This is a genomic window from Lacihabitans sp. CS3-21 (genome assembly GCF_024343675.1).
Taxonomy (GTDB): Bacteria; Bacteroidota; Bacteroidia; order Cytophagales; family Spirosomataceae; genus Leadbetterella.
Genome location: NZ_RJUD01000104.1, coordinates 92,265 through 113,934 on the forward strand (window position 1 = coordinate 92,265; position 21,670 = coordinate 113,934).

20 protein-coding genes are annotated in these 21,670 nt (G+C 36.8%); 10 read left to right on the forward strand and 10 right to left on the reverse strand.

Annotated features, from left to right (window positions below; all coding sequences use genetic code 11):
• Nucleotides 1–136: 136 nt before the first annotated feature.
• The 5 genes from EGI24_RS18055 to EGI24_RS18075 all read right to left on the reverse strand — a co-directional run bounded on the left by EGI24_RS18055 (nt 137) and on the right by EGI24_RS18075 (nt 4,333).
• Nucleotides 137–418, reverse strand: coding sequence for a LytTR family DNA-binding domain-containing protein (locus EGI24_RS18055; RefSeq protein WP_255049955.1), 282 nt, complete (start codon nt 416–418; stop codon nt 137–139).
• A 103-nt stretch (nt 419–521) separates the two neighbouring features.
• Nucleotides 522–1,103, reverse strand: a complete 582-nt coding sequence (locus EGI24_RS18060) for a GNAT family N-acetyltransferase (RefSeq protein ID WP_255049956.1) — start codon at nt 1,101–1,103, stop codon at nt 522–524.
• A gap of 4 nt (nt 1,104–1,107) precedes the next feature.
• Nucleotides 1,108–1,797 carry an iron-containing redox enzyme family protein gene (locus EGI24_RS18065; RefSeq protein ID WP_255049957.1) on the reverse strand — a complete coding sequence of 230 codons (690 nt, stop codon included), beginning with the start codon at nt 1,795–1,797 and terminating at the stop codon, nt 1,108–1,110.
• A gap of 141 nt (nt 1,798–1,938) precedes the next feature.
• Entirely contained in the window at nt 1,939–2,553 is a 615-nt protein-coding gene (locus tag EGI24_RS18070; RefSeq protein WP_255049959.1) for a response regulator transcription factor, read from the reverse strand.
• Nucleotides 2,546–4,333 (reverse strand): 7TM-DISM domain-containing protein, encoded by a 1,788-nt coding sequence (locus tag EGI24_RS18075; RefSeq protein WP_255049960.1) that lies wholly within the window; start codon nt 4,331–4,333, stop codon nt 2,546–2,548. Before EGI24_RS18075 ends, EGI24_RS18070 begins: the two co-directional genes overlap by 8 nt.
• 204 nt (nt 4,334–4,537) lie before the next feature.
• Between EGI24_RS18075 and EGI24_RS18080 the strand changes: the two genes are divergently transcribed.
• The 4 genes from EGI24_RS18080 (at nt 4,538) to EGI24_RS18095 (ending at nt 7,604) form a co-directional block, all read left to right on the forward strand.
• Nucleotides 4,538–5,143 (forward strand): hypothetical protein, encoded by a 606-nt coding sequence (locus EGI24_RS18080; protein ID WP_255049961.1) that lies wholly within the window; start codon nt 4,538–4,540, stop codon nt 5,141–5,143.
• A gap of 616 nt (nt 5,144–5,759) precedes the next feature.
• Nucleotides 5,760–6,551: a sensor histidine kinase gene (locus tag EGI24_RS18085; protein ID WP_255049962.1), complete on the forward strand. Its 792-nt coding sequence runs from the start codon at nt 5,760–5,762 to the stop codon at nt 6,549–6,551.
• 8 nt (nt 6,552–6,559) lie between these two features.
• Nucleotides 6,560–7,204: a response regulator transcription factor gene (locus EGI24_RS18090; RefSeq protein ID WP_255049963.1), complete on the forward strand. Its 645-nt coding sequence runs from the start codon at nt 6,560–6,562 to the stop codon at nt 7,202–7,204.
• Between the two features lie 10 nt (nt 7,205–7,214).
• Complete coding sequence (locus EGI24_RS18095) at nt 7,215–7,604, forward strand: TfoX/Sxy family protein (RefSeq protein ID WP_255049964.1); 390 nt, start codon at nt 7,215–7,217, stop codon at nt 7,602–7,604.
• Here the strand turns inward: EGI24_RS18095 and EGI24_RS18100 are convergent.
• Complete coding sequence (locus tag EGI24_RS18100) at nt 7,564–8,778, reverse strand: dipeptidase (RefSeq protein ID WP_255049965.1); 1,215 nt, start codon at nt 8,776–8,778, stop codon at nt 7,564–7,566. The genes EGI24_RS18095 and EGI24_RS18100 overlap by 41 nt on opposite strands.
• 111 nt (nt 8,779–8,889) lie before the next feature.
• Nucleotides 8,890–9,411 (reverse strand): hypothetical protein, encoded by a 522-nt coding sequence (locus tag EGI24_RS18105; protein WP_255049967.1) that lies wholly within the window; start codon nt 9,409–9,411, stop codon nt 8,890–8,892.
• A gap of 54 nt (nt 9,412–9,465) precedes the next feature.
• On the opposite strand from EGI24_RS18105, the gene EGI24_RS18110 reads away from it, so the two are divergent.
• The 4 genes from EGI24_RS18110 to EGI24_RS18125 all read left to right on the forward strand — a co-directional run bounded on the left by EGI24_RS18110 (nt 9,466) and on the right by EGI24_RS18125 (nt 13,854).
• On the forward strand, nt 9,466–10,533 hold the full coding sequence (locus EGI24_RS18110; RefSeq protein WP_255049968.1) for an acyl transferase: 1,068 nt from the start codon (nt 9,466–9,468) through the stop codon (nt 10,531–10,533).
• Between the two features lie 105 nt (nt 10,534–10,638).
• Nucleotides 10,639–11,100 carry a redoxin domain-containing protein gene (locus tag EGI24_RS18115; RefSeq protein ID WP_255049969.1) on the forward strand — a complete coding sequence of 154 codons (462 nt, stop codon included), beginning with the start codon at nt 10,639–10,641 and terminating at the stop codon, nt 11,098–11,100.
• A gap of 70 nt (nt 11,101–11,170) precedes the next feature.
• Nucleotides 11,171–12,406: a metallophosphoesterase gene (locus EGI24_RS18120; RefSeq protein ID WP_255049970.1), complete on the forward strand. Its 1,236-nt coding sequence runs from the start codon at nt 11,171–11,173 to the stop codon at nt 12,404–12,406.
• 86 nt (nt 12,407–12,492) lie between these two features.
• A complete protein-coding gene (locus EGI24_RS18125) occupies nt 12,493–13,854 on the forward strand; it encodes an MATE family efflux transporter (protein ID WP_255049971.1) in 1,362 nt (453 codons plus the stop codon).
• Between the two features lie 8 nt (nt 13,855–13,862).
• Here the strand turns inward: EGI24_RS18125 and EGI24_RS18130 are convergent, their stop codons facing one another.
• Nucleotides 13,863–14,426, reverse strand: a complete 564-nt coding sequence (locus EGI24_RS18130; protein WP_255049972.1) for a Crp/Fnr family transcriptional regulator — start codon at nt 14,424–14,426, stop codon at nt 13,863–13,865.
• Between the two features lie 189 nt (nt 14,427–14,615).
• Here EGI24_RS18130 and EGI24_RS18135 point away from each other — a divergent pair, with 189 nt between their 5' ends.
• Nucleotides 14,616–16,979, forward strand: coding sequence for a TonB-dependent receptor (locus tag EGI24_RS18135; RefSeq protein WP_255049973.1), 2,364 nt, complete (start codon nt 14,616–14,618; stop codon nt 16,977–16,979).
• 146 nt (nt 16,980–17,125) lie between these two features.
• On the opposite strand, the gene EGI24_RS18140 is transcribed toward EGI24_RS18135, so the two are convergent.
• Complete coding sequence (locus EGI24_RS18140) at nt 17,126–18,376, reverse strand: glutamate-5-semialdehyde dehydrogenase (RefSeq protein WP_255049974.1); 1,251 nt, start codon at nt 18,374–18,376, stop codon at nt 17,126–17,128.
• 74 nt (nt 18,377–18,450) lie between these two features.
• Nucleotides 18,451–20,121: a dienelactone hydrolase family protein gene (locus tag EGI24_RS18145; RefSeq protein ID WP_255049975.1), complete on the reverse strand. Its 1,671-nt coding sequence runs from the start codon at nt 20,119–20,121 to the stop codon at nt 18,451–18,453.
• A 305-nt stretch (nt 20,122–20,426) separates the two neighbouring features.
• Here EGI24_RS18145 and EGI24_RS18150 point away from each other — a divergent pair, with 305 nt between their 5' ends.
• The gene (locus EGI24_RS18150) at nt 20,427–21,413 is read left to right on the forward strand and encodes a 6-bladed beta-propeller (protein ID WP_255050024.1); all 987 of its coding nucleotides are present in this window, start codon (nt 20,427–20,429) and stop codon (nt 21,411–21,413) included.
• Nucleotides 21,414–21,670 lie beyond the last annotated feature (257 nt).

Sequence of the window (21,670 nt, forward strand, 5' to 3'; positions counted from 1 at the left end):
GAATTATTTTAATAATTGATATATCAGTCGAATTCATATTTTAAAATAGATTTCTACATTTTTAAATATTTAGTTATTAGAGTATTTCACAAAATCAAAGTATTTTGGCGTATTTTTTTATAATTAAAGAGGAGTTTTATTGTATGTTGTTGGTTCGTCTCCTACTTACCCTCAACTCTTGACCACCCAAAAGCACTACATATCTGACATTTTGTTCCTTTCTCGTTGCTGTTATGTATTCCGGAGTCACCAAATACTTCCGACTAACTCTTAGGAAGCCGTCCAATTTCTCTTGGTGTCTAAGTAATGTTGTGCTTGATACCACCTTCTTTCCATTTACCAGATGAAACTCGGTGTAGTTAATGTCTCCTCTTAGAAAGAGGATGTCCTGTGGACTTGGTAGTTTTACGGCTAACATGGTCTATGATTTTATATTTTACTTTTTTGGCTTACATTAGAATTTCAAAACTAGAGGTTTTTAGGTAGGAGGTCAATACCCCATGTGGGGTATTTTGAATTTATCAAACGGCCTGATTTTGAGACATTATAAAGCGATTCATCTCCTCTTGATATCGATTGTATTCACCTAAAAAAGGGCTTCTTACCTTAGCCAAATGGTTGGCGTTCCAAGGATTTATGTACAGTTGATTACGCAAACCGTAGCTGTGTACCACTTGCCTGAATGCCCTAAATCCCATGTGCTCATAAAATGGCAGCAGGTAATCTTCACATTCCATAAGGGCCAAATGTGAACCTTCCAAAAGTGCTTGTTTATATATTTGTGTCACCAGTTGATAGGCTGCTCTGCTATTTCTGAAGGCGGGTAATACGGCCAAACGATCCGTTAAGCCAATTTTCGACCTCGAAATCGGCCTACCTATTCCCCAATAATCTTCTATTTCTTGATTATAATTCACAAATAAACATCTGACGGTTCCAATGACTTCGTCGTCTTTTTCGACAAAGAGCACCGTGGCATTTTCATCTATTTCTTCCTGGTTATCAAAGAGATAATCTTTACCGAGTTCTTCATAGTTTACCTTGAGGCGTAGTTGTCTCACTGCATCATACTCTACTTGTGTTTTGGCAATATTTACTCTCATGGTCTTAAATCAGTTTACCGGTGATGATCCAATCGAAAATGGTATTGGCATAGAGCCAAGTCGCTCTGGTGGTACCTTCTAATATTTGGGCCTGATGCTGTTCCGAGAAATTTTCGTTGGCCAAGGCATCCATTATTTGATCGCCATGTGGTAACTCCTCGTGCATGTGTACTTGTGTAAATGAGTTGTTCTTCTTGGTGATAAAGTCCGCCTCAGCCATAAGTTCTTTTATAACTGGAGCGGCAAAGTTTCCAATGTTTTCCAGTATGGCGGTAGCTCCAAGTCTTTCAAGCGGTTTGGTGGGCAAAATGGCCTTTTGATAAGCCCACCAAAGTTCTACTACAAAAGGAATTTCACCCGTCTGACTTCCCAATTCCTGAAGATCCTTTTCAGCCAATTTGTAATGCATTTCTTCTTCGTAGCCGAAGTTTATCAAAAAGGCTCTAAGCTCTTTGTAAGGTCTCGTGTCAGCATGACTCGCCATAGCCAAAAATGTACTTTGTACACCTTTGGTGAGGTGATATTGTACTTGCAAATACCTGACGTATTGCTCAATCTCCAGACCATTCCAAAGTTTGTCGGTGAGTTTGTCCGCAAAAAGAATGTTGGCTTTTTTTACTTTTGCGTTTAAAGACGCTATAAATGAAGTCTTTAAAGTGTTAGATGAGTTTTTTACTTTTGAAAGGGTTTCCATTTCTTAAATTTTTAGAATTTAACAATTGTCTTGGCTTTGCCTCAACGATTTGATGTGTCAAAATTCTAACTTTTAAGTAAGGTTTTTTAGGCTTCAATTACCCTTTTGGTTGGGGTATTTTTATCGGGTATTTTTCACGGATTACCCATTCAAAATCTCGATGAGCTCAGTTACATGGGAGATTTTCAACTTTTGGTAGATGTTTTTTCGGTGGGTCTTTACGGTATGGTAGCTTAAGAATAGCTTTTCGGCTATTTCGTTGTTGTTGAGTCCTTTACAAATCTCATGGCCAATCTCGATTTCTCTTTCGCTCAGTTTATGTCTAGCAGCGAAATCGTCTTTAAGGCCGATTTTAGATTCTTCTTCAATTTCTAAAAATGCATGGCCACCTTTGAGTACATTATTGATACCATTTATGAGAATCTGAGGATCACTGTCTTTGAGTAAATATCCGTCCATTCCGTATTCCTTGCTTTGTTTCAAAAACACCGCATGTTCATACATGGTAAGGATAATGATTTTAAGTTTTGGATAGTCTATTTTAATTTTTTTTCCCAAATCAAGTCCATTCACACCGTTTAGGTTTATATCGAGCAACAATAAATGGGGATGGTTGGCCTGGATAGCCGCATGGATATCATGAATATTCTTGAACGGACCCAAAACCTCAAAGTTTTCTTGCTTCAGGAGCAGCTCCTTGAGACCCAAGCCAAATAGTTGGTGGTCGTCAATGATCAAGATTCTTGATTTAGGCATAGGGTAGTTCTAAAATTACGGTGGTTCCGTTTTTATTTGAATCAAAATTAAGCACTCCACCGATATTCTTAGCTCTCGCAAACATATTTTTTATACCTAAACCTTGAGCATCATCACTAATTTCAAAACCTACGCCATTGTCTTCAACCATTAGTGTAAGTTCCGACTCACTTTGCAATAACTGTATCAATACCTCAGTAGCTCTGCTATGTTTTTGAATGTTTTGGATAAGTTCTGTCAGGATTCTATAGATATTTAGTGCCACATTAGCGTCTATATTCAGGCGATTCGTTTCTTCGATAAAATTTAATTTAATACTTTCCGAATTATTGGTTCTCACCAATTCTCTAATAGAATCAACCAATCCTACTCGCTCAAAATTAGGTGGCATCAAGGCATGAGATATCCGACGGAGGTCATCACCTGATTTTTGTGCCAAGTCCTTGATGAGTTTTTCATCTTCCTTACTCACCAAATTGGTTATTTTAGACAAAATCAGGTGTTTCAAACTGGCCAAAGTTCCTCCTAGGTCGTCATGCAAATCTCTGGCTATGCGTCTTTGCTCGGTTTCTTGAATAGCAATTCGTGACTCCAACATTTCCAACTCAGTTTTGAGCAATTTGGCCTGTATTTGTTTACTAAAATATCGCTCACGAAATATCAAAGCAAACAAAATGTAAAGCATTTCAACACAAATAGAAACCCGAAAAGCTTCAAAGAATTGGTAGGGAACATTCAAAATGCCAAATACGTTGGTCAGACCCTCTATCAGTCCGGTACTGATAAGCGGCATGGCCATAAAAAAATAAATGCGGGTAAGGAAGCTCTTTCGGAAATTTATAATCAGATACCAAATAAGGTAAAAAATAGTGCCGACAAAAAATGCCAACTTCAGATACAAAAAGAACTGAATAGCCGACCAAGCAGGCACTAGTGATACAAAAATGGTTAAAACAAAAAGCATATCGATGACATTTGAAACCCTTCGATTCCTAAACGCTTGTTTTGGATCAATAAATGCAGTGGCAAAACGGTAAAAGGTGTAGGTACTGATGAACACAAAAATATTTACGAAATAATTGAGAACAACAGGTTGATCTGTTGTAAAAAACGATGGCGAAGAAATACGGATCGTGTAAAAAATCAGGAAATTGACTGCATAAATCAAATACAAAATCAGCGTTTTGCGGTCTCTCGCATTAGAATAAAATAGATTATAAAGGCAATAAAAAATGGCCGTGAGCAAAGCCATGGTTACTAAACCATCGTATAAAATATAGGTATAATAATGTCGATAAAACTGCTGCTTATTAAACAAATTGAGAGGCAGCCTTACGACTTGATATTCGTTTCGGATTTTGTAGAAAACAGTATCTGTAGCATTGGGCTTGAGAGTCACCAGAAAGGCATGCAAATATGCAGGAACTTCCCTGTTTTGTATGGCCTTACCCCAGCCGGCTTGTTTTATTTGCCAATTACCTCTCTGTTTAGTGTAAAATTCAACATTTTCAAGGATGATTTGGTCTGTACTTAAAATTCCCTCTTGGGGTTCTTTGGTTTGATTTTTTAAAACTACCCTAACCCACAAATTCTTCCTCAAATGTCCGTAACCAATTTCTGGACCATTGAATTTTCTGAATGATGGACTTTTTGAAACTTCGCTAAAACCTAATTTATCGGTACTGTCAATCAGGCATTCAATACTTTGAACACTAATTTGCTCAGGCATTTTGTTAGAAATATGCTGTTCTTTTACGGAGCATGCGTTTAGGAATGGCAAAAGGAGAAGAATTTGCCAGAGAGAGAAATTATGTTTACTATTTGGGTTTTTGGGTATAATGGCTTATCAGGATTTGGGTATTTAAAGATATGTATTTACGTCGGATTTTTGATTTTTTTGTGGTTGTTTTTTGAAATAGGGTGTTTTTCTCGGTTAATGAAGTATTATAAATACCGAATTTTATTTAAAAATATATTCTCTAATATGAAAAACTTAATTGTAGAACTAGCTAAGAAACTAATTCCAGGATTTATCTTTTCTCTTTTTTTAATTTTAATAAGTCTATTTCTTATCCCTGGATTGAATGAATTCATTTTCAAACCCGAAGAAAATGCAATGTTATTTTTTGACAAACCACAGAATAGTTTTTCCGGTCCCGGTAAAGTTATTGACGAGGAAAATGAAGTAAAGTTTTCGGAAAATTTTACGAACAAATTGTGCCAACCATTAAAGCTTGATACTCTTAAAGCTATGTGGTGGAATAGGAATATTGGAGGGTGGCAAGTGGATTCAAAACTGTTAGAAGAAGTAATTATCAAACAAAACGAAAAAGAGTCTTTGAAAGATCCCATTGAAGAAGTGTGGTTTAGGCTTGGAGAAAGGGAAGATACAATAACAAAGAAGAAATCAATGACAATATTGATTTTTGGAGTAGATAAAGTGGATTTAGGTAAAGGTAAATTTAAATATAGCATTAGAACAAAAAATAATGAAGCTACTAGAAATATTTTGAATTCAGAATATTTTAAAGTTGCTAATGATAATTATGTGATAGAATATGTTCAACCTTGTAAGCCTCCGTGTAAATAGGATAGAATGTATCAGGCATATTACTCAATATTATTATTCGGCCTTATAATTGGGGTGATTAAATTTAAAATGGCAAATATGCCATTATTACTTATTTTATTTTCAACTATTGTGGTTGAAACTGCATCTTATCAACTTTTTAAATTCAATAAGTCCAATATTTTCCTATTTCATATTTTTATGCCTTTCGAAAATTATCTTTTTTGTTTCATTTTTTATCAAGAAATGAAGAATAAATGGATTTTTAAATTAATTCTTTTCGAAACTATAATCATGATATTAAATAGTATGTTTATCCAAAAATATAATGTCGATTTCGGAACTAACAGCTTTGTTATTTTCTGTTTGACTCAAGTTATTTTTGCTAGTATTTATCTTCTTAAAATACTAGAAAATCCAAATGAGCAAATTGCATTTTATGATTATAGACTTTTTCCCATTAGCATTGGTCTAATATTTTTTTGCTCAATTAACATTCTTCTTTTGGGTTCATTTAATTTTCTGAATTCAAAATTCAAAAGTATTGAAAGCATATTCTCTATTTTTAGATTTCTCTCAAACTATATTTTATATATTTCATTCATTTTAAGTATTATGTTAGGTAAATATAATTTACATGGAAGGAGGATATAATAGCGAATTATTTATTACAGTTATTGCAATCATTTTGATAGTAATACTTCTTGTAATCTTCATCATCTCCTTTTTCTTTATCCATCAAAACCGCCTAGAAAACCACCAACTCGAAAAAGCCGCTCTAAAAGCCCAGTTCGAACAAGAAATCCTTAACGCTGAAAACGAGATTCAAGACTCCACTATGAAGCACATCAGTCGTGAGCTGCATGATAATGTAGGGCAGATGCTAACTTTAGTGAAAATACAACTCAATAATCTCTCCGAAGAATCGCCTGACAATAAGAAAATTAATGATTCAAAAGAGTTTGTGAATAATGTTTTGACAGATATTCGGGCACTGTCAAAGAGTTTGAACAGTGACAATCTTTTGCATGAAGGTCTTGAAAAAGCCGTTGGTTTTGAGGTGGACCGGGTGAAGAAATTGGGCAACTATTCGGTAAAATTCTCTGCAAATACCGGAATTGTATCCGTTGACCGTAAGAAAGAAGTTTTGATCTTCAGGATTTTTCAGGAATTGCTCCAAAACTGTTTGAAGCACGCCAAGGCAAAAAATATTGAAGTTAGTTTGGAAGAGACAATGCAATACCTTAATTTGGAGGTGGTTGACGATGGCATTGGATTCGATTTCGAGACGAAAATTCAGAAAAATGGCTTTCAAAGTGGAGCTGGGTTGAATAACCTAATTCATAGAGCTGCATTGATGAATGGCACATTGGTTTTCGAACGAGGAAAGGTCAGCGGCACCAAAGCCCAATTAACCATTCCCGTTTAAAGAAAACTATGACAACTATCGCTTTGGCGGATGATCACCACCTCATCCGTAATGCTCTTGTAGAACTAATTAACCGTTTTGAAGGATTTAAAGTGATCTTTGATGTAGCTGATGGCCAGCAATTTATAGATTATCTTCAGCAAAATCAAGCTCCAGACATTGCTCTTATCGACATCAATATGCCAGAAAAAAATGGCTATGAAACTACTGAATACCTTACAAATCATTATCCACAAATCAAAACTTTGGCCCTTTCGGTGGAAGACAACGAAGAGTCTATCATAAAAATGTTGCGGTGTGGTGCCAAAGGTTATTTGTTGAAAGACACTGATACAGCCAATTTTAGAATTGCATTGGAGATTGTGCGAGACAAAGGGTATTATCACAGCGAGCTGGTATCCAGTACCTTACTTAAAAGTTTACATAAACCCAACGGAACAATCTCCAAGCCGCTTGTGCAGTTTCAGGCTCGTGAACAGGAGTTTTTAGAATTGGCTTGTTCTGAACTCACCTACAAAGAAATAGCCGATAAAATGTGTCTTTCGCCAAGAACCATTGATGGTTACAGAGAAAGTCTATTTATTAAACTTGAACTGAAATCCAGAGTTGGCCTAGTACTTTTCGCTATAAAAAATGGTTTGGTTAATCTTTAAATTGTAAATAATGTCCTATTCCGAATCCCTAGCCAACCGCATACGCACAAGTTTGCAAAACCTCGATAATGTAGAGGAAAAGCACATGATGGGTGGCTTGTGTTTTATGGTGAATGATAAAATGTGCGTGGGTATCATCAAAGATGACCTCATGTGCAGAGTCGATCCTGATTTGAAACCTGAACTTTTGGAAAAGCAAGGTTGCTTCGAAATGATGTTTACAGGCCGACCCATGAAGGCCTTTGTACAAGTGGATGAAACCGGCCTAAGAACCCAAGCCAATTTCGATTTTTGGATACAACAATGTCTCGACTACAACCCAAAAGCTCAGGCCAGCAAAAAGAAGAAAAAGAAAGAATCTACTTCCCTGCATAGGCCAGCACCTTCTCCCAAACTCTAAAAATGTTGCCTGAGCAAATTTTCTCGATGTCAGATTCTGAATAGCCACGTCTAAGTAATTCGGCTATGAGGTTGGGATAATCGCTCACATCTTTTAGGCCGGTAGGAAGACTATTGCCCACGCCGTCAAAATCGGAGCCAATGCCTACATGGTCTATTCCTGCTAATTTTACTACGTTGTCTATATGGTCAGCTACTTTTTTTACATCGGCAAAGGCAAGTGGGTGACTAGCAAAAAACTCATCTATGATGGGTTCGGCAGCTTGGTCTCTGGCTTTTAGGCCTTTTTTATCAAGAATCGTTTTGATTTCAGCTTGTAGACTTTTTCTGTATTCTGACACTTCGCTCGAAAGGAACGTCGACCCAAAATTGATCATGATTACACCACCGTTTTTACCCAATTTAGCGATCATATCGTCCGACATATTTCTTTGAAAATCGGGTGTGAATTTCCTTGAAGAAGAATGGGAGGCAATTACCGGCACGGGCGACATGTCTACCACTTGATAAAAAGTATCATCAGACACATGCGAGATATCCACCAAAACACCTTCTTTCACCATGGTATTTACTACTTCTCTACCAAATGGACTCAGGCCTTTCCAAGTGTGGGTGGTGTCGTAACTCGAGTCGCAAATTCGATTGTCTTTTCCATGACTGAGTGTGATGTAACTGATGCCTTTGGCTCTATATTTGGCCACGTCGGCCACTTCGCCAATCGGTGAGCCATTTTCCATGCCCATCGGGAGGGCTATTTTACCTTTTTTAAATATTTCTCGTATTTCTGCGGGAGTTTTGGCTACTTCAAAGTAGTCGCTTTTTTCGGTGGCTATATAATTGACCATCGTTATGAGCGAATCAGCCAGTTTTTGTGCACCTTGGGTATCATAACTGGCCGGTATATAAATAGACATAAAAGGAGCACTTAATCCACCTTTTTTAGCTCTTTTGTAATCAAAATCGCCCTCTTTGGTTTCTACAGGTATGCCCGTAAATTCCTTTTGCATCTGAAAATTCTTTACTTTCAATCGATATGGTAAATCCACATGGCCGTCCACCATGATGTATTTATGGGCCAATTCATCGGCTTTTTTCTGATAATCTGTTTCGGGAGATTTGTTTACTTTACAAGCAAAAATGGCGACGGATAAGCCTAGGAAATAGATTTTTTTCATGTTGAAGATAGGGTATTATACAACAAGATAAAACCCTTAGCACCAACCACCAAATCTTTGTGAAAATATGTAGAAGATTTTATAAACCTTATCGGAATTCTGCAAAAAAACTTAAAGCTGATTCAAAACAATGGGTGTAGTTTCCACTGTGTTACTTCTATTCCCAGCTCTGTCTTTTATATATACTTCGAATTTTACAGTGTCTTTCTTGAAAGGCCAAAAAGCGGTCTCTATTTCAATTCTGTAACTAAGTTTACCTTCTATAGGACCAGTTTTATCGTCAGTTTTAAGTCTAGGATAAAATCCTGAGAGAGTTTCAAAGGTATTGAATTGGGTAAAAACACCTTTTGTTTTCCTGAATGATTTCACCACATAATTATAGTCGGTTTGTGGCACTTTGCTGCCTATCTCTTCGGCATTAAAGCCCAAGTCACCATCACCATCTTGGAACTTTACAGATACGATGATGGAGTCCTTTTTCGCTCCTGAAAACTGATCTAGACGAATATCTTTAGTAATAGAATCAAATTCTATGGCTGGCGTCAAAGAAAAATCTGGCTCTTTGTAGCATGAGCTCAAGGAGAAAATTCCTACAACCAAAAATATTAAACCTTTAAAATGCTGCTTACTCATGTGAGAAAACTTATTTTTGTAAAAATAATTAAAACCAAGGACATTTAAACAAAAATGACCATCAGAGACGAACTCAAGGCTGCTTTGGTACAACTGGACCAGAATCCATATTCTCTCGAATATTCTTTCGAAAAACTCGCTCTGGAGGTTTTTAGGTTTCAGTTTGCCCAAAATCCTGTCTACAATACATACGTCAAGTTTTTGTATAAAGATATAAAAAAAATTGACCGTCTCGAAAAAATTCCCTTTTTACCTATAGAGTTTTTCAAAAATCATCAAGTAATTTCAAGAGAAGTCGAGCCACAAATAGTATTCGAAAGTAGCGGAACTACTTCTGCTAACACAAGTCGACATTTTGTTAGCGACTTGCCTTTTTACGAACTCATGAGTCGCAATACTTTTGAGACTTTCTATGGACCGCTTACAGACTACCACGTTTTTGCACTTTTGCCTTCTTATCTCGAACGAAATAACTCTTCGTTGGTGTATATGGTTCAAAATTTTATTTTTCATAGTTTTAGTCAGTTTGGTGGATTTTATCTGGATAATCTGGATGAAATGATACAAAATATGACGGAAGCAGCTAAGGACGGTCGAAAAATCCTTTTGGTAGGTGTAACTTTCGGTCTATTGGATTTGGCAGAAAATGAAGTTTTTGCAGAAAAAATAAGAGCAATTTCTGACAAAATCATCATCATGGAAACGGGTGGTATGAAAGGCCGCCGTAAAGAAATGGTGCGGGAGGAATTACATGCTGTACTTACTACTGCTTTTGGAGTAAAAAACATTCACTCAGAATACGGGATGACTGAGTTGCTTTCACAAGGTTATTCAAAAGGCGAAGGCGTTTTTTATTTGCCTAAAACCATGAAAATTCTTTTGAGAGAAATTAACGACCCATTTACTTATTTACCCAGGTTTGCTTTGGGCGAACCCGACCAAGATGTGAAATACAGAGGCCGTACAGGCGGAATAAATGTGGTCGATTTGGTCAATATTGACTCCTGTTCATTCATCGAAACCAAAGACTTGGGGAGCTTTACGCCTGACTATGAAGGATTTAAGGTTATGGGCAGGTTTGACAATTCAGACATTCGTGGATGTAATTTGATGTTGAACTAAGAAGTCCATTTAAATCTCATACCAGCCTTTTGTCCAAAAAAAAACATCAAATCAAACCTTTATTCTAAAAATTGAGTTTATCTCTTATACAAAATAACAAAAATTATGACTTTGAAAATAGGCGACGTAGCTCCAGATTTTACATTGGTTTCTTCAGACAAATCACAAGTAAGTCTTTCAGATTATAAAGGCAAAAAAGTGGTTATTTTATTCTTCCCAATGGCATTTACGGGAGTTTGCACCACCGAATTGTGCTCATTAAGAGACGATATTGCTACTTACAGTTCTTTAAACGCTGAAATTTTAGCTATTTCTGTGGATTCCCCTTTCACTTTGGGTAAATTTAAAGAAGACCAAAAACTTCCTTTTCCATTGCTTTCTGATTTTAACAAAACAGCAAGTGCAGCTTACGGTGCACAATATGAAGAGTTTGTTTTGGGTTTGAAAGGAGTTGCCAAAAGATCCGCTTTTGTAGTAAATCCTGATGGAACTTTGGCTTATGCTGAAGTATTGGAAAGTGCTGGCGATTTGCCAAATTTTGACAATGTGAAGGCTGCATTGGCTTAATATACAATAATTTAAGCTGTCTTAATCGGTAAATTTTCTCCGGGAAAGACAGCTTTTTTTTACACAAATTATGAATAGAATATTTTTTTTAGGAGTAGTTGTACTGATTTTTCTTGCAGTTGACTACTACTTTTTTCAGGCAGTAAAAGTCGGTATTCGAGGACTTAGCGATTCTGCTCAGCGATGGATAAAAATTATCTACTGGAGCATCCCTGTTCTCTCTCTGTTGATTTCATTTGGAGCCATGGTTCTGTATCCCGAATACCTCAGTGCTAAAGTTAGAAATTTAATGGTGGCCTCGGTATTCATCATCTACATATCTAAAATTATGGGAGCGGCGTTCTTATTGATTGGAGATATTGTGAATATGTTCAGAAATATAGGTCAAAAAATTACTGGAAATGTTGAACCGGGAAATTCAATTACTAGAGGTGAGTTTTTGGCAAAAGGAGCTATGGCAGTCGGTGGGGCTCATTTGGGAATTATGGCCTACGGCATCATTTCTGGTGCTCATGATTATAGAGTAAAAAAAGTGCCTCTATATCTGAAAAACTTGCCGAAGTCGTTCGAAGGAATGACAATTGCTCAGCTTTCAGATATACACTCTGGAAGTTTTTATAACAAAACTGCTGTGCAAGGTGGTGTTGATATGTTGTTGGCTCAAAAGCCTGATGTTGTGTTTTTTACAGGAGATTTGGTGAACAATGAAGCCAAAGAATTGAACGATTATTTCGACGTTTTCAAAAAAGTTAAAGCTCCGTTGGGCGTTTATTCTACGCTTGGAAACCATGATTATGGCGACTACATTCCTTGGGATAATGAAGAAAAGAAAGCGAAAAACTTAGAAACGCTAATCGCTGGCCACAGACAAATGGGCTGGGATATACTTTTAGACGAAAACCGCAGTATAAAATTGGGCGGTGAACAACTTGGAATAGTAGGTATACAAAACTGGGGAATGGGCGGTTTTAAGAAAAAAGGCGACCTAAAAAAAGCTCTTGTCGGAACTGAAGAATACAGCAATAAGCTTTTGCTTTCGCACGACCCAAGTCACTGGAGATCTCAGGTTTTGGGCAAAACTGACATTGACGCTGCATTTGCTGGTCATACACATGGAATGCAGTATGGCATAGAAATCGGGGGTTTTCAGTGGAGTCCAGTGCAATTCAGATATAAAGAATGGGCTGGGTTATACAAAGAAAACGATCAGCAATTGTACGTAAACCGTGGTTTTGGATTTTTGGGTTATCCTGGAAGAGTAGGTATTTTACCCGAGATAACAGTCTTTGAATTAAAGAGAGCTTAAGAGAAATTTTTCGGGGATATTAGAAAATGGCCGGTTTTTACTGGTCATTTTTGTTTTTAAGACTTTTTAATGTTGAAATTTGCAATATGTTTTCAAAAGAACTCAAAAAAGAAATCAAACTCACATTAAATCTGGCTGTGCCCATAATTATTGGCCAGCTTGGCGTGGTGATGATGGCCATAACAGACAATATAATGGTGGGCAGATTTCTTGGAAAAATAGAATTAGGTGCAGCAGGTATTGCCAATTCTATCGCCTATTTGATAGCATCATTAGCCATTGGTGGAATGTCGGTTGTGGCTCCAATGGTTTCTAAATGTGCCGCTGAGAAAGATAATTCGGTCATCAAGGAACTCTTTATCAATACCTTATTGGTAGCTTTAATATTTTGTATCGTACTTTCTTTAGTAGGGGTTTTGGTATTTACTCATTTCGAATTATTACAGCAGTCGCCAATCATCAACCGTACTGCTCCTGGGTTTTTATTTTATATTTTGGCCTCCAATGTCCCTTTATTTTTGTTTTTGGCATTGAAGCAGTTTGCGGATGGTTTATCAAAACCCAAAGTTGCAATGGTGATTACGGCTTTGGGCTTGATAATAAATGGAATAGGCAATTATTTACTCATAAACGGTAAAGCAGGCTTACCGCGTTTGGGTTTAGAAGGAGCAGCTATTTCAACTTTTTTGACAAGAATTTTTATGTTGATTTTGCTTTTCTTGTATTTAAGAAATAGTGATACATTTAAAGGGGTATTTAAGAAATTGGAAATTAGGGTCAATCTTCGATTAGCAAAGGAAATTTTATTCAGAAGTATTCCCGGTGGTTTTCAGTTTTTCTTCGAAATAGCTGCCTTTTCGATTGCCATTATCATGATGGGCTGGATCAGCGAAACTGCATTGGCGGCTCATCAAATTGCGATTAATATCGCATCATCCACTTACATGATGGCCACTGGCTTTTCTTTTGCAGGCGGTATAAGAGTTGGAGAAGCTTGGGGAAAACGAAGCATAAAAGATATCAAGTTGGCGGGCTTTTCGGCCTATTTTCTAGTGTTTTTATTTATGAGTTTGTGCAGTGTGCTGATTTTGGTCTTTGATCAATTTTTACTTAAACTTTATATAGACGACTTTGAAGTTATCAAATTAGCCCTTCCTTTGTTAAGCATAGCTGCATTTTTCCAGCTTTCAGACGGCATTCAAGTAGTAGGACTTGGAGTACTTCGTGGTTTGGCAGATATAAAACTTCCAACTATCATTACATTTGTGGCTTACTGGGTAGTGGCTTTACCAATGGGTTATCTTTTAGGTTTTGTTTTTGGCTTAAAATCAATAGGCATTTGGTTGGGATTGCTATCAGGTTTATCCGTTTCAGCAGTTTTTCTTTACTTCCGTTTTAGAAATCTTTCAAAAGCGAATTCATTGAGAAAACGTTTTAATGCTTCATGAATCTATTTCTATTTTGAGGTAGCTCTTATGCGGCTCAAACTCACCTGCGTAATGCCCAAAAAAGAAGCAATGTGTTTTAACGGAATTTTTTGAAGCAAATTCGGTTTTTTCATCAATGCTTGATAACGTTCTTCTGCTGTATGAAATTGAATACTCTCAATCCGTCGCACGGTTTCAACATATCCAGCCTCAAAAATCAACCTAAATAGTCTTTCAATTTGCGGGAATTCATCGTACAAACCAAATAATTGGGTCGCGTTTATGGCTATTATTTCGGAGTCTTCTAGTATCTGAATGGCTTTTTGTGAGGGATATCCAGTAAAAAGGCTTTCTACACGAGCAATAATTTCGCCATCGAATGCGAAAGATTCCGTAATATCTATGCCGTCTTTATAGTAATATATTCGAGCCACACCTGTTTTGAGAAAATAAATGGTTTTGCAGGTTTGTCCAAAATTCTGAAGATTTTCTCCTTTTTTTAATGTTAATAAGGAGCATGATTTCTCTAAAGCATTTTTGCTCTCTTCGCTTAAATGAAGGAATTTTTGAAAATATTTAAATAGCTCATTCATTTGCTTTAGTTTATCCAATTTATAAGAATGCACAAATTAAATAAAAATAAACATCACAGGGTTTTTAGCTTTAAATTATTAAAAATATCAGGCTATTTATTGACATGATAAAAGTCAAGATTTTAATCTATCTTTAATTTATTTAATTTAAAAAATGTATTTTTCGGGATAGAATAAACCCTAAATAGAATGACTAGTAAAATTTGTATAATTTTTTTATACTTAATAAGCTTCAATGCCATCGCTCAAAAGCATTTTCAAACTATTTATGGGCAGGTTTTGGATAAACAAACCAAAACACCATTGCCAGGAGCGACTATATTAGTTGAAAATTCAAATCCAAAGTTGGTGGCATCAACAGACGAAAACGGGAATTTTGTTTTGAACCAAGTTCCCATTGGTCGTCAAATATTGAGCATTACTTACATTGGGTATTTGCCCCAAAAATCTGATGCAATCGTTTTGACTTCGGCTAAAAGCGTTACCTTAAAAATAGAATTGAGTTATGGCAGTATCAATGCCGACGAAGTAATAATCAGTGCAAATAAGAACGCTTTTGAGCCTCTAAACGAACTTTCGGTGGTGAGTACTCGCTCATTTACAGCAGAAGAAACCGAACGAATGCCCGCAGGTGTAAACGACCCTGGTCGCGTAGCATTGTCATATCCTGGTGTGCAACGAGGTCCAGACGATACTGAAAATCAGATTGTTGTGAGAGGGAATTCTCCTATCGGTATTCTTTGGCGATTAGAAGGTGTAGATATGCCCAATCCTAATCATTTTGCAGTTGTCGGTTCGTCAGGTGGAGGTGTTTCGGTATTTTCGGCACAACTATTGGCTAAATCCGACTTTTCTACTGGTGGTTTTGCGGCCGAATATGGCAATGCACTTTCGGGAGCATTTGATGTTCAGTTTCGGCATGGTGATATGCAAAAACGTGAACATCGGGCCAAAATCGGAATTTTAGGACTAGACTTTGCAACCGACGGGCCCATAAAAAACGGAACTTCTTCCTATTTGGTAAACTACAGATATTCTACCTTAGGACTTCTGGGAAAAATGGGATTTTATTTGGTTGGTGAACGTGTTACCAACGATTTTCAGGATTTATCTTTCAATCTCGTATTCAAAAAGAAAAAGTCGATATCCACAATATTTGGTATTGGTGGCCTGAGTGAAGAGCGTTATTTGCCAGTTGAAAATGGTGTGGATAGAAACAAAAACCGATCAAGTGAATGGGAAGACAGAGTGAAACCTTCCAACATGGGTGCTTTGGGTTATACATATACTTATATGCCTGATAATAAAACATATATAAAAGCTGTGGTGGCATTGGTGGGCAGCGATCAGATTAGAAATAGTGATACGTTGGATTTACAGAATGTAAGATTTAGATACAATTCAGAGCGGTATCTCGACAAACGATTGGTGGCATCCGTGACTTATTCAAAGCGGATTTCGGAGAAATTTTGGGTAAAAACAGGGATTATCGCCAACCAGATTTTTTATGATTTTTTTAAAGAAACGCAAGCTAGGCTTAATCAACAGGATATCAATCAACGTCAAGTTAATGTATCTGTAAAAGGCGATGGGAATAGCCAAATGTTGCAGCAATATGTGCAAACCACCTATAAAATTTCAAGTAAAGTTTCGCTCAATGCAGGAATGCATTTTCTTGAATTTCTGACGAATAAAACGGGTTCTGTTGAACCGCGGGTTTCTATGCAATACGCTCCGAATACGTCAAGTAAACTAAGTTTTGCCTATGGTCGTCATGGCAGAATATTGCCAATGATGACTTATTTCTTTGCTGATTCAACAGGTAAAAACATTAATTTGAACTTAAAGCCTATAAAATCAGATCACTTCATTGCAGCTTTTCATCATTATACACAAAGCCGCATGCGTTTGAGCTTGGAGGCTTATTACCAAAGTATTTTTAATGTGCCTATTAGTGCTGATGTTACTTCCAATTATTGGTTGCTTAATTACAGTTCGGATTTTCCTGAGTTTCAGGTGAAAAGCCAAGGCCTGGGCAGAAATAAAGGCATTGATTTAGCCATAGAAAAACAGTTTTCAAATTCTTACTTTTTCTTGGCTACTTTTTCGGTTTTAGATTCCAAATTCAAGGCCAATGACGGTCTGTGGCACAATAGTCGCTTCAATACTAGATTTTCGTCGAGTTATACTTTTGGAAAAGAATTTCCTTTTAAAAATGGCAATATTCTTCAGATAGGTGGTCGGTATTTGTTCAGTGGAGGTTTTAGATATACGCCTTTTGATCCTATAAAATCCAAAGAAAAAGGGCAATATGTGGGTGATCAAACCAAAGAAAACGAAGGGCAAGTGGCACCATTCCAAAGATTAGACACCAGAATAGCTTATAGATTTAATGGGGAGAAAACTTCTGGAAACATAAGTTTGGATTTTCAAAATGCTAGCAACCGACTCAATGCCACCAATATAGCTTATGATTCGGCCAAAAATATTACCTATACAGAATATCGAGGAAGTGGATTTATACCCGTGTTAACCTTCCAATTTGATTTTTGAAATCTTAAAGAACAGGGAGTTACTGGATTAAATCACACAAGCGGCCCAGATAAATTTGGTGAATTTTATTGTAAACATTATCGAAGCTAAATGCAATCGTTTTCTATGTGTTTTACAGTCGAACCAATCGTAAATCTACAATCGAATCACCACCTTACCTGTCCATCACCTCTACAAATCCATTTTTCAGTAACCAATTTCTCTAAAGCAAATGGTCCACGAGCGTGCAGTTTTTGGGTAGAAATGCCGATTTCTGCACCTAGTCCAAACTCACCACCGTCGGTAAATCTTGTGGAGGCATTGTGATATACTGAGGCAGCGTCCACTTCTTGTAGGAAAGTTTCGGCTAAAACGATGTCTTCTGTAATAATAGCTTCGGAGTGTTTTGAGGAAAACTGGGTGATATGTTCTAAAGCATCATCGAAGCCACTGACAGTTTTTATCGAAATTTTGAAATCCAACCACTCTTTACCAAAGTCTTCAGGTTGAGCGTTTTGTAGTTTTGTGAAGCCATTTTTTTTGAAAATAGGAAATGCTTTTTCATCAGAAAAGACTTCAATATTGTATTTTTCGAATCCTGTTTTTAGTTTTGGTATCAGTTTTTCAAGAACACTTTCGTCCAAAACAGCACAGTCTAGTGAATTGCAAACTGATGGACGAGAAGCTCGGGCATTAATGATGATTTCAGCAGCCATGTCAAGATTTGCAGTTTTTTCGACATAAGTATGGCATACTCCAGCACCCGTCTCTATGGTCGGGATTTTGGAATTGCTTCGCACAAAATCTATTAGCGACTGCGAACCACGAGGAATAATCAAATCCACATATTTGTCAGCTTCCAGCATTTGGCTCAAATATTTACGGTCAGTTGGCAAAAGCATCACCACTTCTGTCGAAATTCCGTTTTTGGTCAATGCTTTATGTATCAAGCTCACCAAATATTGATTGGAAAAATTGGCTTCCTTTCCGCCTTTTAGCACGCAGGCATTACCAGACATCATGCACAGCGATGCTACATCAATCGTAACGTTGGGCCTCGACTCATAGATAGCTCCAACAACACCCATCGGCACACTGATTTTCTGCATTTTAATGCCATTGTCAAGTGTTCTTTCGGTCAAAATTTGTCCAGTTGGATCATTCAAATTGGCTACTTGAATCAAAGAGTCCGCTAAGCCTTTTATCCGATTTTCGTTGAGTAGCAATCTATCGTATTTGGCATCTTTGGGGTCCATTAAGTCCAAATCTTTTTTGTTTTCAGCAATGATTTCCACTGAATTGGATAATAAGATTTCAGACAAATCAGTCAGTATTTGAGCTTTTTGGTCTTTTGTCAACCTTCTAATTTGTGAAGCTACTTTGTGGGTGTTTTTTAACAGATGCTCGATACTTTCCATGCCTTACGTGTATTATTCGTTAGCAAAGGTCGGGATTTATTATAAAACAAAAAAGGGCTTTTCAGCCCTTTTCGTCAATTCATATCTATCATTCCTGAGTTTTTCAGGAGCCCTTTGTCTTTTTCCATCAGCTTCCAGTCTTTATCAAAAATACCATAAGATATCACATTGTTGATGTTTTTATCATACAATACCCAATCCCCATATCCTGAAAGTATACTTGCTTTGCCAGCAGAACGTAATCTTGCAAATGGACTATTGTCGGCATTGGGCAATTCCCAAAACGGTTGACCTGAGTTTACCAAAATGTATTTATTGCCATTCGGAAAAATAAAACTCAAACTTGCATTTTCTCTTGCAGTCGACTTAAGAGACAAAGGGAGATTAGAAGCATATTTTTCTATAATTTCGTTGGTTTCAGCATCACCAAAAAGAATCAGATTGGATCTTTCTATGTCATTTGGCCTAACTTCTTTGTCAGACAATACCCTAGGGAACACCATTACTCTTCCCATAAAATCGCCTCTATAAACACTCCAATCTGCTGCTTGCTCAGCTATTTTACGTCTTTGGTCTAGCTGCTCTTTTGTCGGGTTTCCTTTGGTGCCGTAAACATAAATATGTCTATCGCCAATGGCTTCAGTCATGGGCCCTTCCAAAGTTGGGTTTTTGGTTTTAATATTATCTGGTCTTTTTCCTACGGCCCATTTTTCACCGGTTTTTATCAAAATTTGGCCATTTGTCAAACCAAAAACAGAAAGGTTTTGTCCGTCAATATTGAGACTTAACTTAGATTTTGTATTGAAATTTGGGTGTTCAAGAATATTTATTGAAAACGCATTTATATTTTCTGTTTTAACATCCAATATATTTTTGTTTTTGAAGTTAGCCTCAATTTTTGAAGTTTCTCCAATATTTTTATCAATGATTTCCAGCCAATATGCTTTGTTATATTTTAGTTGGCTAGTGGTAAATTTCACTTTGTCAGGAAACGGATTTCTAGTGAATTTGGAAAACCATGTAAATATAAATTCGTCTTTGTAGGCATTTACCCAACTGTCGTGTTTTACACCCGGATATTCTTGATAAGTTACTTTGGCTCCTGCAGCTTTGAAGTCTTCCACCCATTTTCTAGTGTTTTCAACTTTTACTGCTGGATCTTGATCGCCTTGGAAAAAATGCACAGGCATATTATATACATTGTCTAAATACTTGATAGTCTCTGCAGGAGGTGCAGGACAAACAGGTGCAATGGCTGCCCAAACGTCAGGACGTGTAAGTCCAACCCACATCGTACCGCCGCCACCCATAGAAAGGCCTGTGAGATACATACGATTTTCGTCTATATTAAAACGTTTTTTTGCGTCAGCTATCATATCCCAAACGTCTTTTTCGGCTATTCCTTGGTAGCCCATAGTGCCGCGAGCGTATGCCGAAATGACAATGTAATTCACATCTTTCCATTTTGGAAACTTAAGGCTAGCTTCTACATCGTTTTCGCCTTCGGCATTACTTTTTCCAAAAACTCTCCGCAACGCCAAACGGTGGTTTGATCCTGCACCATGCAGCATTACCACCAATGGATACGACTTTTTATCACTGTATTCTTTCGGAATATAGCAGCCATAAGGTTGCTCTGTATCATCTACATCAGAGTGAAATGTCAGTACTTGCGGGCCTGAAGGGAGTAATTGAGCAAAAGAAAATACAGTTGAGAACAGTAATAGAGTAAGTGATAATTTCAATTTTTTAGGAAAAACATGACTCATTGTAGAAAGGGTTTTATATAGATTGGAAATTTTCATGACTCAAATTTTTAAATATTTATCCATATTTCAAATGAAAACAGCTAAAAAGTACATTTTTGAAGAAAAGAAAAAGCTTATATCGTAAGTTTTTTTAAGAATTATCGATTTTTTAAGAAAAAAATTAAAATTAGAGCAAACCAAATATATTATTGAGTATTTTGCATAAACTATTCAACATAAGTGACATGTATTTAGATCGTAGAAATTTCCTGAAAATCGTAGGTGTGTCGTCGAGTTTGCAGATGATGCCAAGTTTAAGTTTTGGTAAAAAGGATGAGATAATCATTGGCCATAATACCCATAAATACAAAGTTGTGGTAGGCTGGGGAATGTTAGATGCTCAAAAAACACCCGTAAATGATTGCCATGAAATGGTGGAAGATGCCTCAGGAAGGCTCATCATGTGCACCAACGAAACCAAAAACAACATCCTCATTTATGACAAATCGGGTAAATTGCTTGAAACTTGGGGTAACTCTTATCCCGGAGCTCACGGCCTCACGATATTCAATGAGGGAGAAAAACAGTATCTTTTGATATGTGACAATAGCCGTAATCAGGTAATAAAAACGGATTTGAAAGGTAAAGAGATATTTAAAATTGAATACCCCAAAGAAACAGGTGAATATCAATATCCAAGCCAGTTTGTGCCCACAGAAACTGCCGTAAGTCCTTACAATGGAGATATTTATGTGGTTGATGGTTATGGTAAAAACTTTGTGATTCAGTATGATTCGAAAGGTAAATACATTCGACATTGGGGCGGAAACGGAAATGAGAATTTTAATTTTAAATGTAATCATGGTATAGTGGTGGATATCAGAAATCCATCAAAACCAACATTGATTATCACTTCAAGGCAACAAAACTGCTGGAAAAGATTTACGCTCGACGGTAATTATTTATCAACCATTCATTTGCCAGGTTCGTTTGTTTGTCGCCCAGTAATCAAAGGCGACAATCTTTATGGAGCAGTTTATAGATCTACATCAGAAGAATATCCAAACTCAGGGTATATCCAAATATTAGACGAAAACGACAAAGTGATTTCCTCGCCAGGAGCTTCTGAACCGATTTATCAAAACGGCCAACTGCAAGAACAAAGAAAATCAGATCCGGCCAAAGTGTTTATGCATCCGCACGATGTATGTATAGATGGCGACGGAAGTATCTACATACCCCAATGGGCCTCTAAAAAGACCTATCCGGTTAAGTTGGAGCGGGTGTAGGGGGGTGATTAGGTAATATTTAGAAAATGGCGGATATATTATTAATATTTAAATGATTAAAATTTAAAGTAAAATCTGTGCAAATCTGAGATGTTTGCGTCCGTTTTATCTGTTTTCCACTCTATTTGTAAAACCTATTTTTTAATGGATAAAAAACTCAGAATATAATTTTTTTTGGATTATTTGTATCTGAATTGCATGTTAATTCTGAATTTACACTTAGGTCCCATTTTGTTACCACCCCTTCAATACCTATT

What these genes read in the sequence shown, in the direction of transcription:
- EGI24_RS18055 (WP_255049955.1), bottom strand. Translation starts at nt 418, where the DNA reads ATGTTAGCCGTAAAACTACCAAGTCCACAGGACATCCTCTTTCTAAGA.
- EGI24_RS18060 (WP_255049956.1), bottom strand. Translation starts at nt 1,103, where the DNA reads ATGAGAGTAAATATTGCCAAAACACAAGTAGAGTATGATGCAGTGAGA.
- EGI24_RS18065 (WP_255049957.1), bottom strand. Translation starts at nt 1,797, where the DNA reads ATGGAAACCCTTTCAAAAGTAAAAAACTCATCTAACACTTTAAAGACT.
- EGI24_RS18070 (WP_255049959.1), bottom strand. Translation starts at nt 2,553, where the DNA reads ATGCCTAAATCAAGAATCTTGATCATTGACGACCACCAACTATTTGGC.
- EGI24_RS18080 (WP_255049961.1), top strand. Translation starts at nt 4,538, where the DNA reads ATGAAAAACTTAATTGTAGAACTAGCTAAGAAACTAATTCCAGGATTT.
- EGI24_RS18085 (WP_255049962.1), top strand. Translation starts at nt 5,760, where the DNA reads ATGGAAGGAGGATATAATAGCGAATTATTTATTACAGTTATTGCAATC.
- EGI24_RS18090 (WP_255049963.1), top strand. Translation starts at nt 6,560, where the DNA reads ATGACAACTATCGCTTTGGCGGATGATCACCACCTCATCCGTAATGCT.
- EGI24_RS18095 (WP_255049964.1), top strand. Translation starts at nt 7,215, where the DNA reads ATGTCCTATTCCGAATCCCTAGCCAACCGCATACGCACAAGTTTGCAA.
- EGI24_RS18100 (WP_255049965.1), bottom strand. Translation starts at nt 8,778, where the DNA reads ATGAAAAAAATCTATTTCCTAGGCTTATCCGTCGCCATTTTTGCTTGT.
- EGI24_RS18105 (WP_255049967.1), bottom strand. Translation starts at nt 9,411, where the DNA reads ATGAGTAAGCAGCATTTTAAAGGTTTAATATTTTTGGTTGTAGGAATT.
- EGI24_RS18110 (WP_255049968.1), top strand. Translation starts at nt 9,466, where the DNA reads ATGACCATCAGAGACGAACTCAAGGCTGCTTTGGTACAACTGGACCAG.
- EGI24_RS18115 (WP_255049969.1), top strand. Translation starts at nt 10,639, where the DNA reads ATGACTTTGAAAATAGGCGACGTAGCTCCAGATTTTACATTGGTTTCT.
- EGI24_RS18120 (WP_255049970.1), top strand. Translation starts at nt 11,171, where the DNA reads ATGAATAGAATATTTTTTTTAGGAGTAGTTGTACTGATTTTTCTTGCA.
- EGI24_RS18125 (WP_255049971.1), top strand. Translation starts at nt 12,493, where the DNA reads ATGTTTTCAAAAGAACTCAAAAAAGAAATCAAACTCACATTAAATCTG.
- EGI24_RS18130 (WP_255049972.1), bottom strand. Translation starts at nt 14,426, where the DNA reads ATGAATGAGCTATTTAAATATTTTCAAAAATTCCTTCATTTAAGCGAA.
- EGI24_RS18135 (WP_255049973.1), top strand. Translation starts at nt 14,616, where the DNA reads ATGACTAGTAAAATTTGTATAATTTTTTTATACTTAATAAGCTTCAAT.
- EGI24_RS18140 (WP_255049974.1), bottom strand. Translation starts at nt 18,376, where the DNA reads ATGGAAAGTATCGAGCATCTGTTAAAAAACACCCACAAAGTAGCTTCA.
- EGI24_RS18150 (WP_255050024.1), top strand. Translation starts at nt 20,427, where the DNA reads ATGATGCCAAGTTTAAGTTTTGGTAAAAAGGATGAGATAATCATTGGC.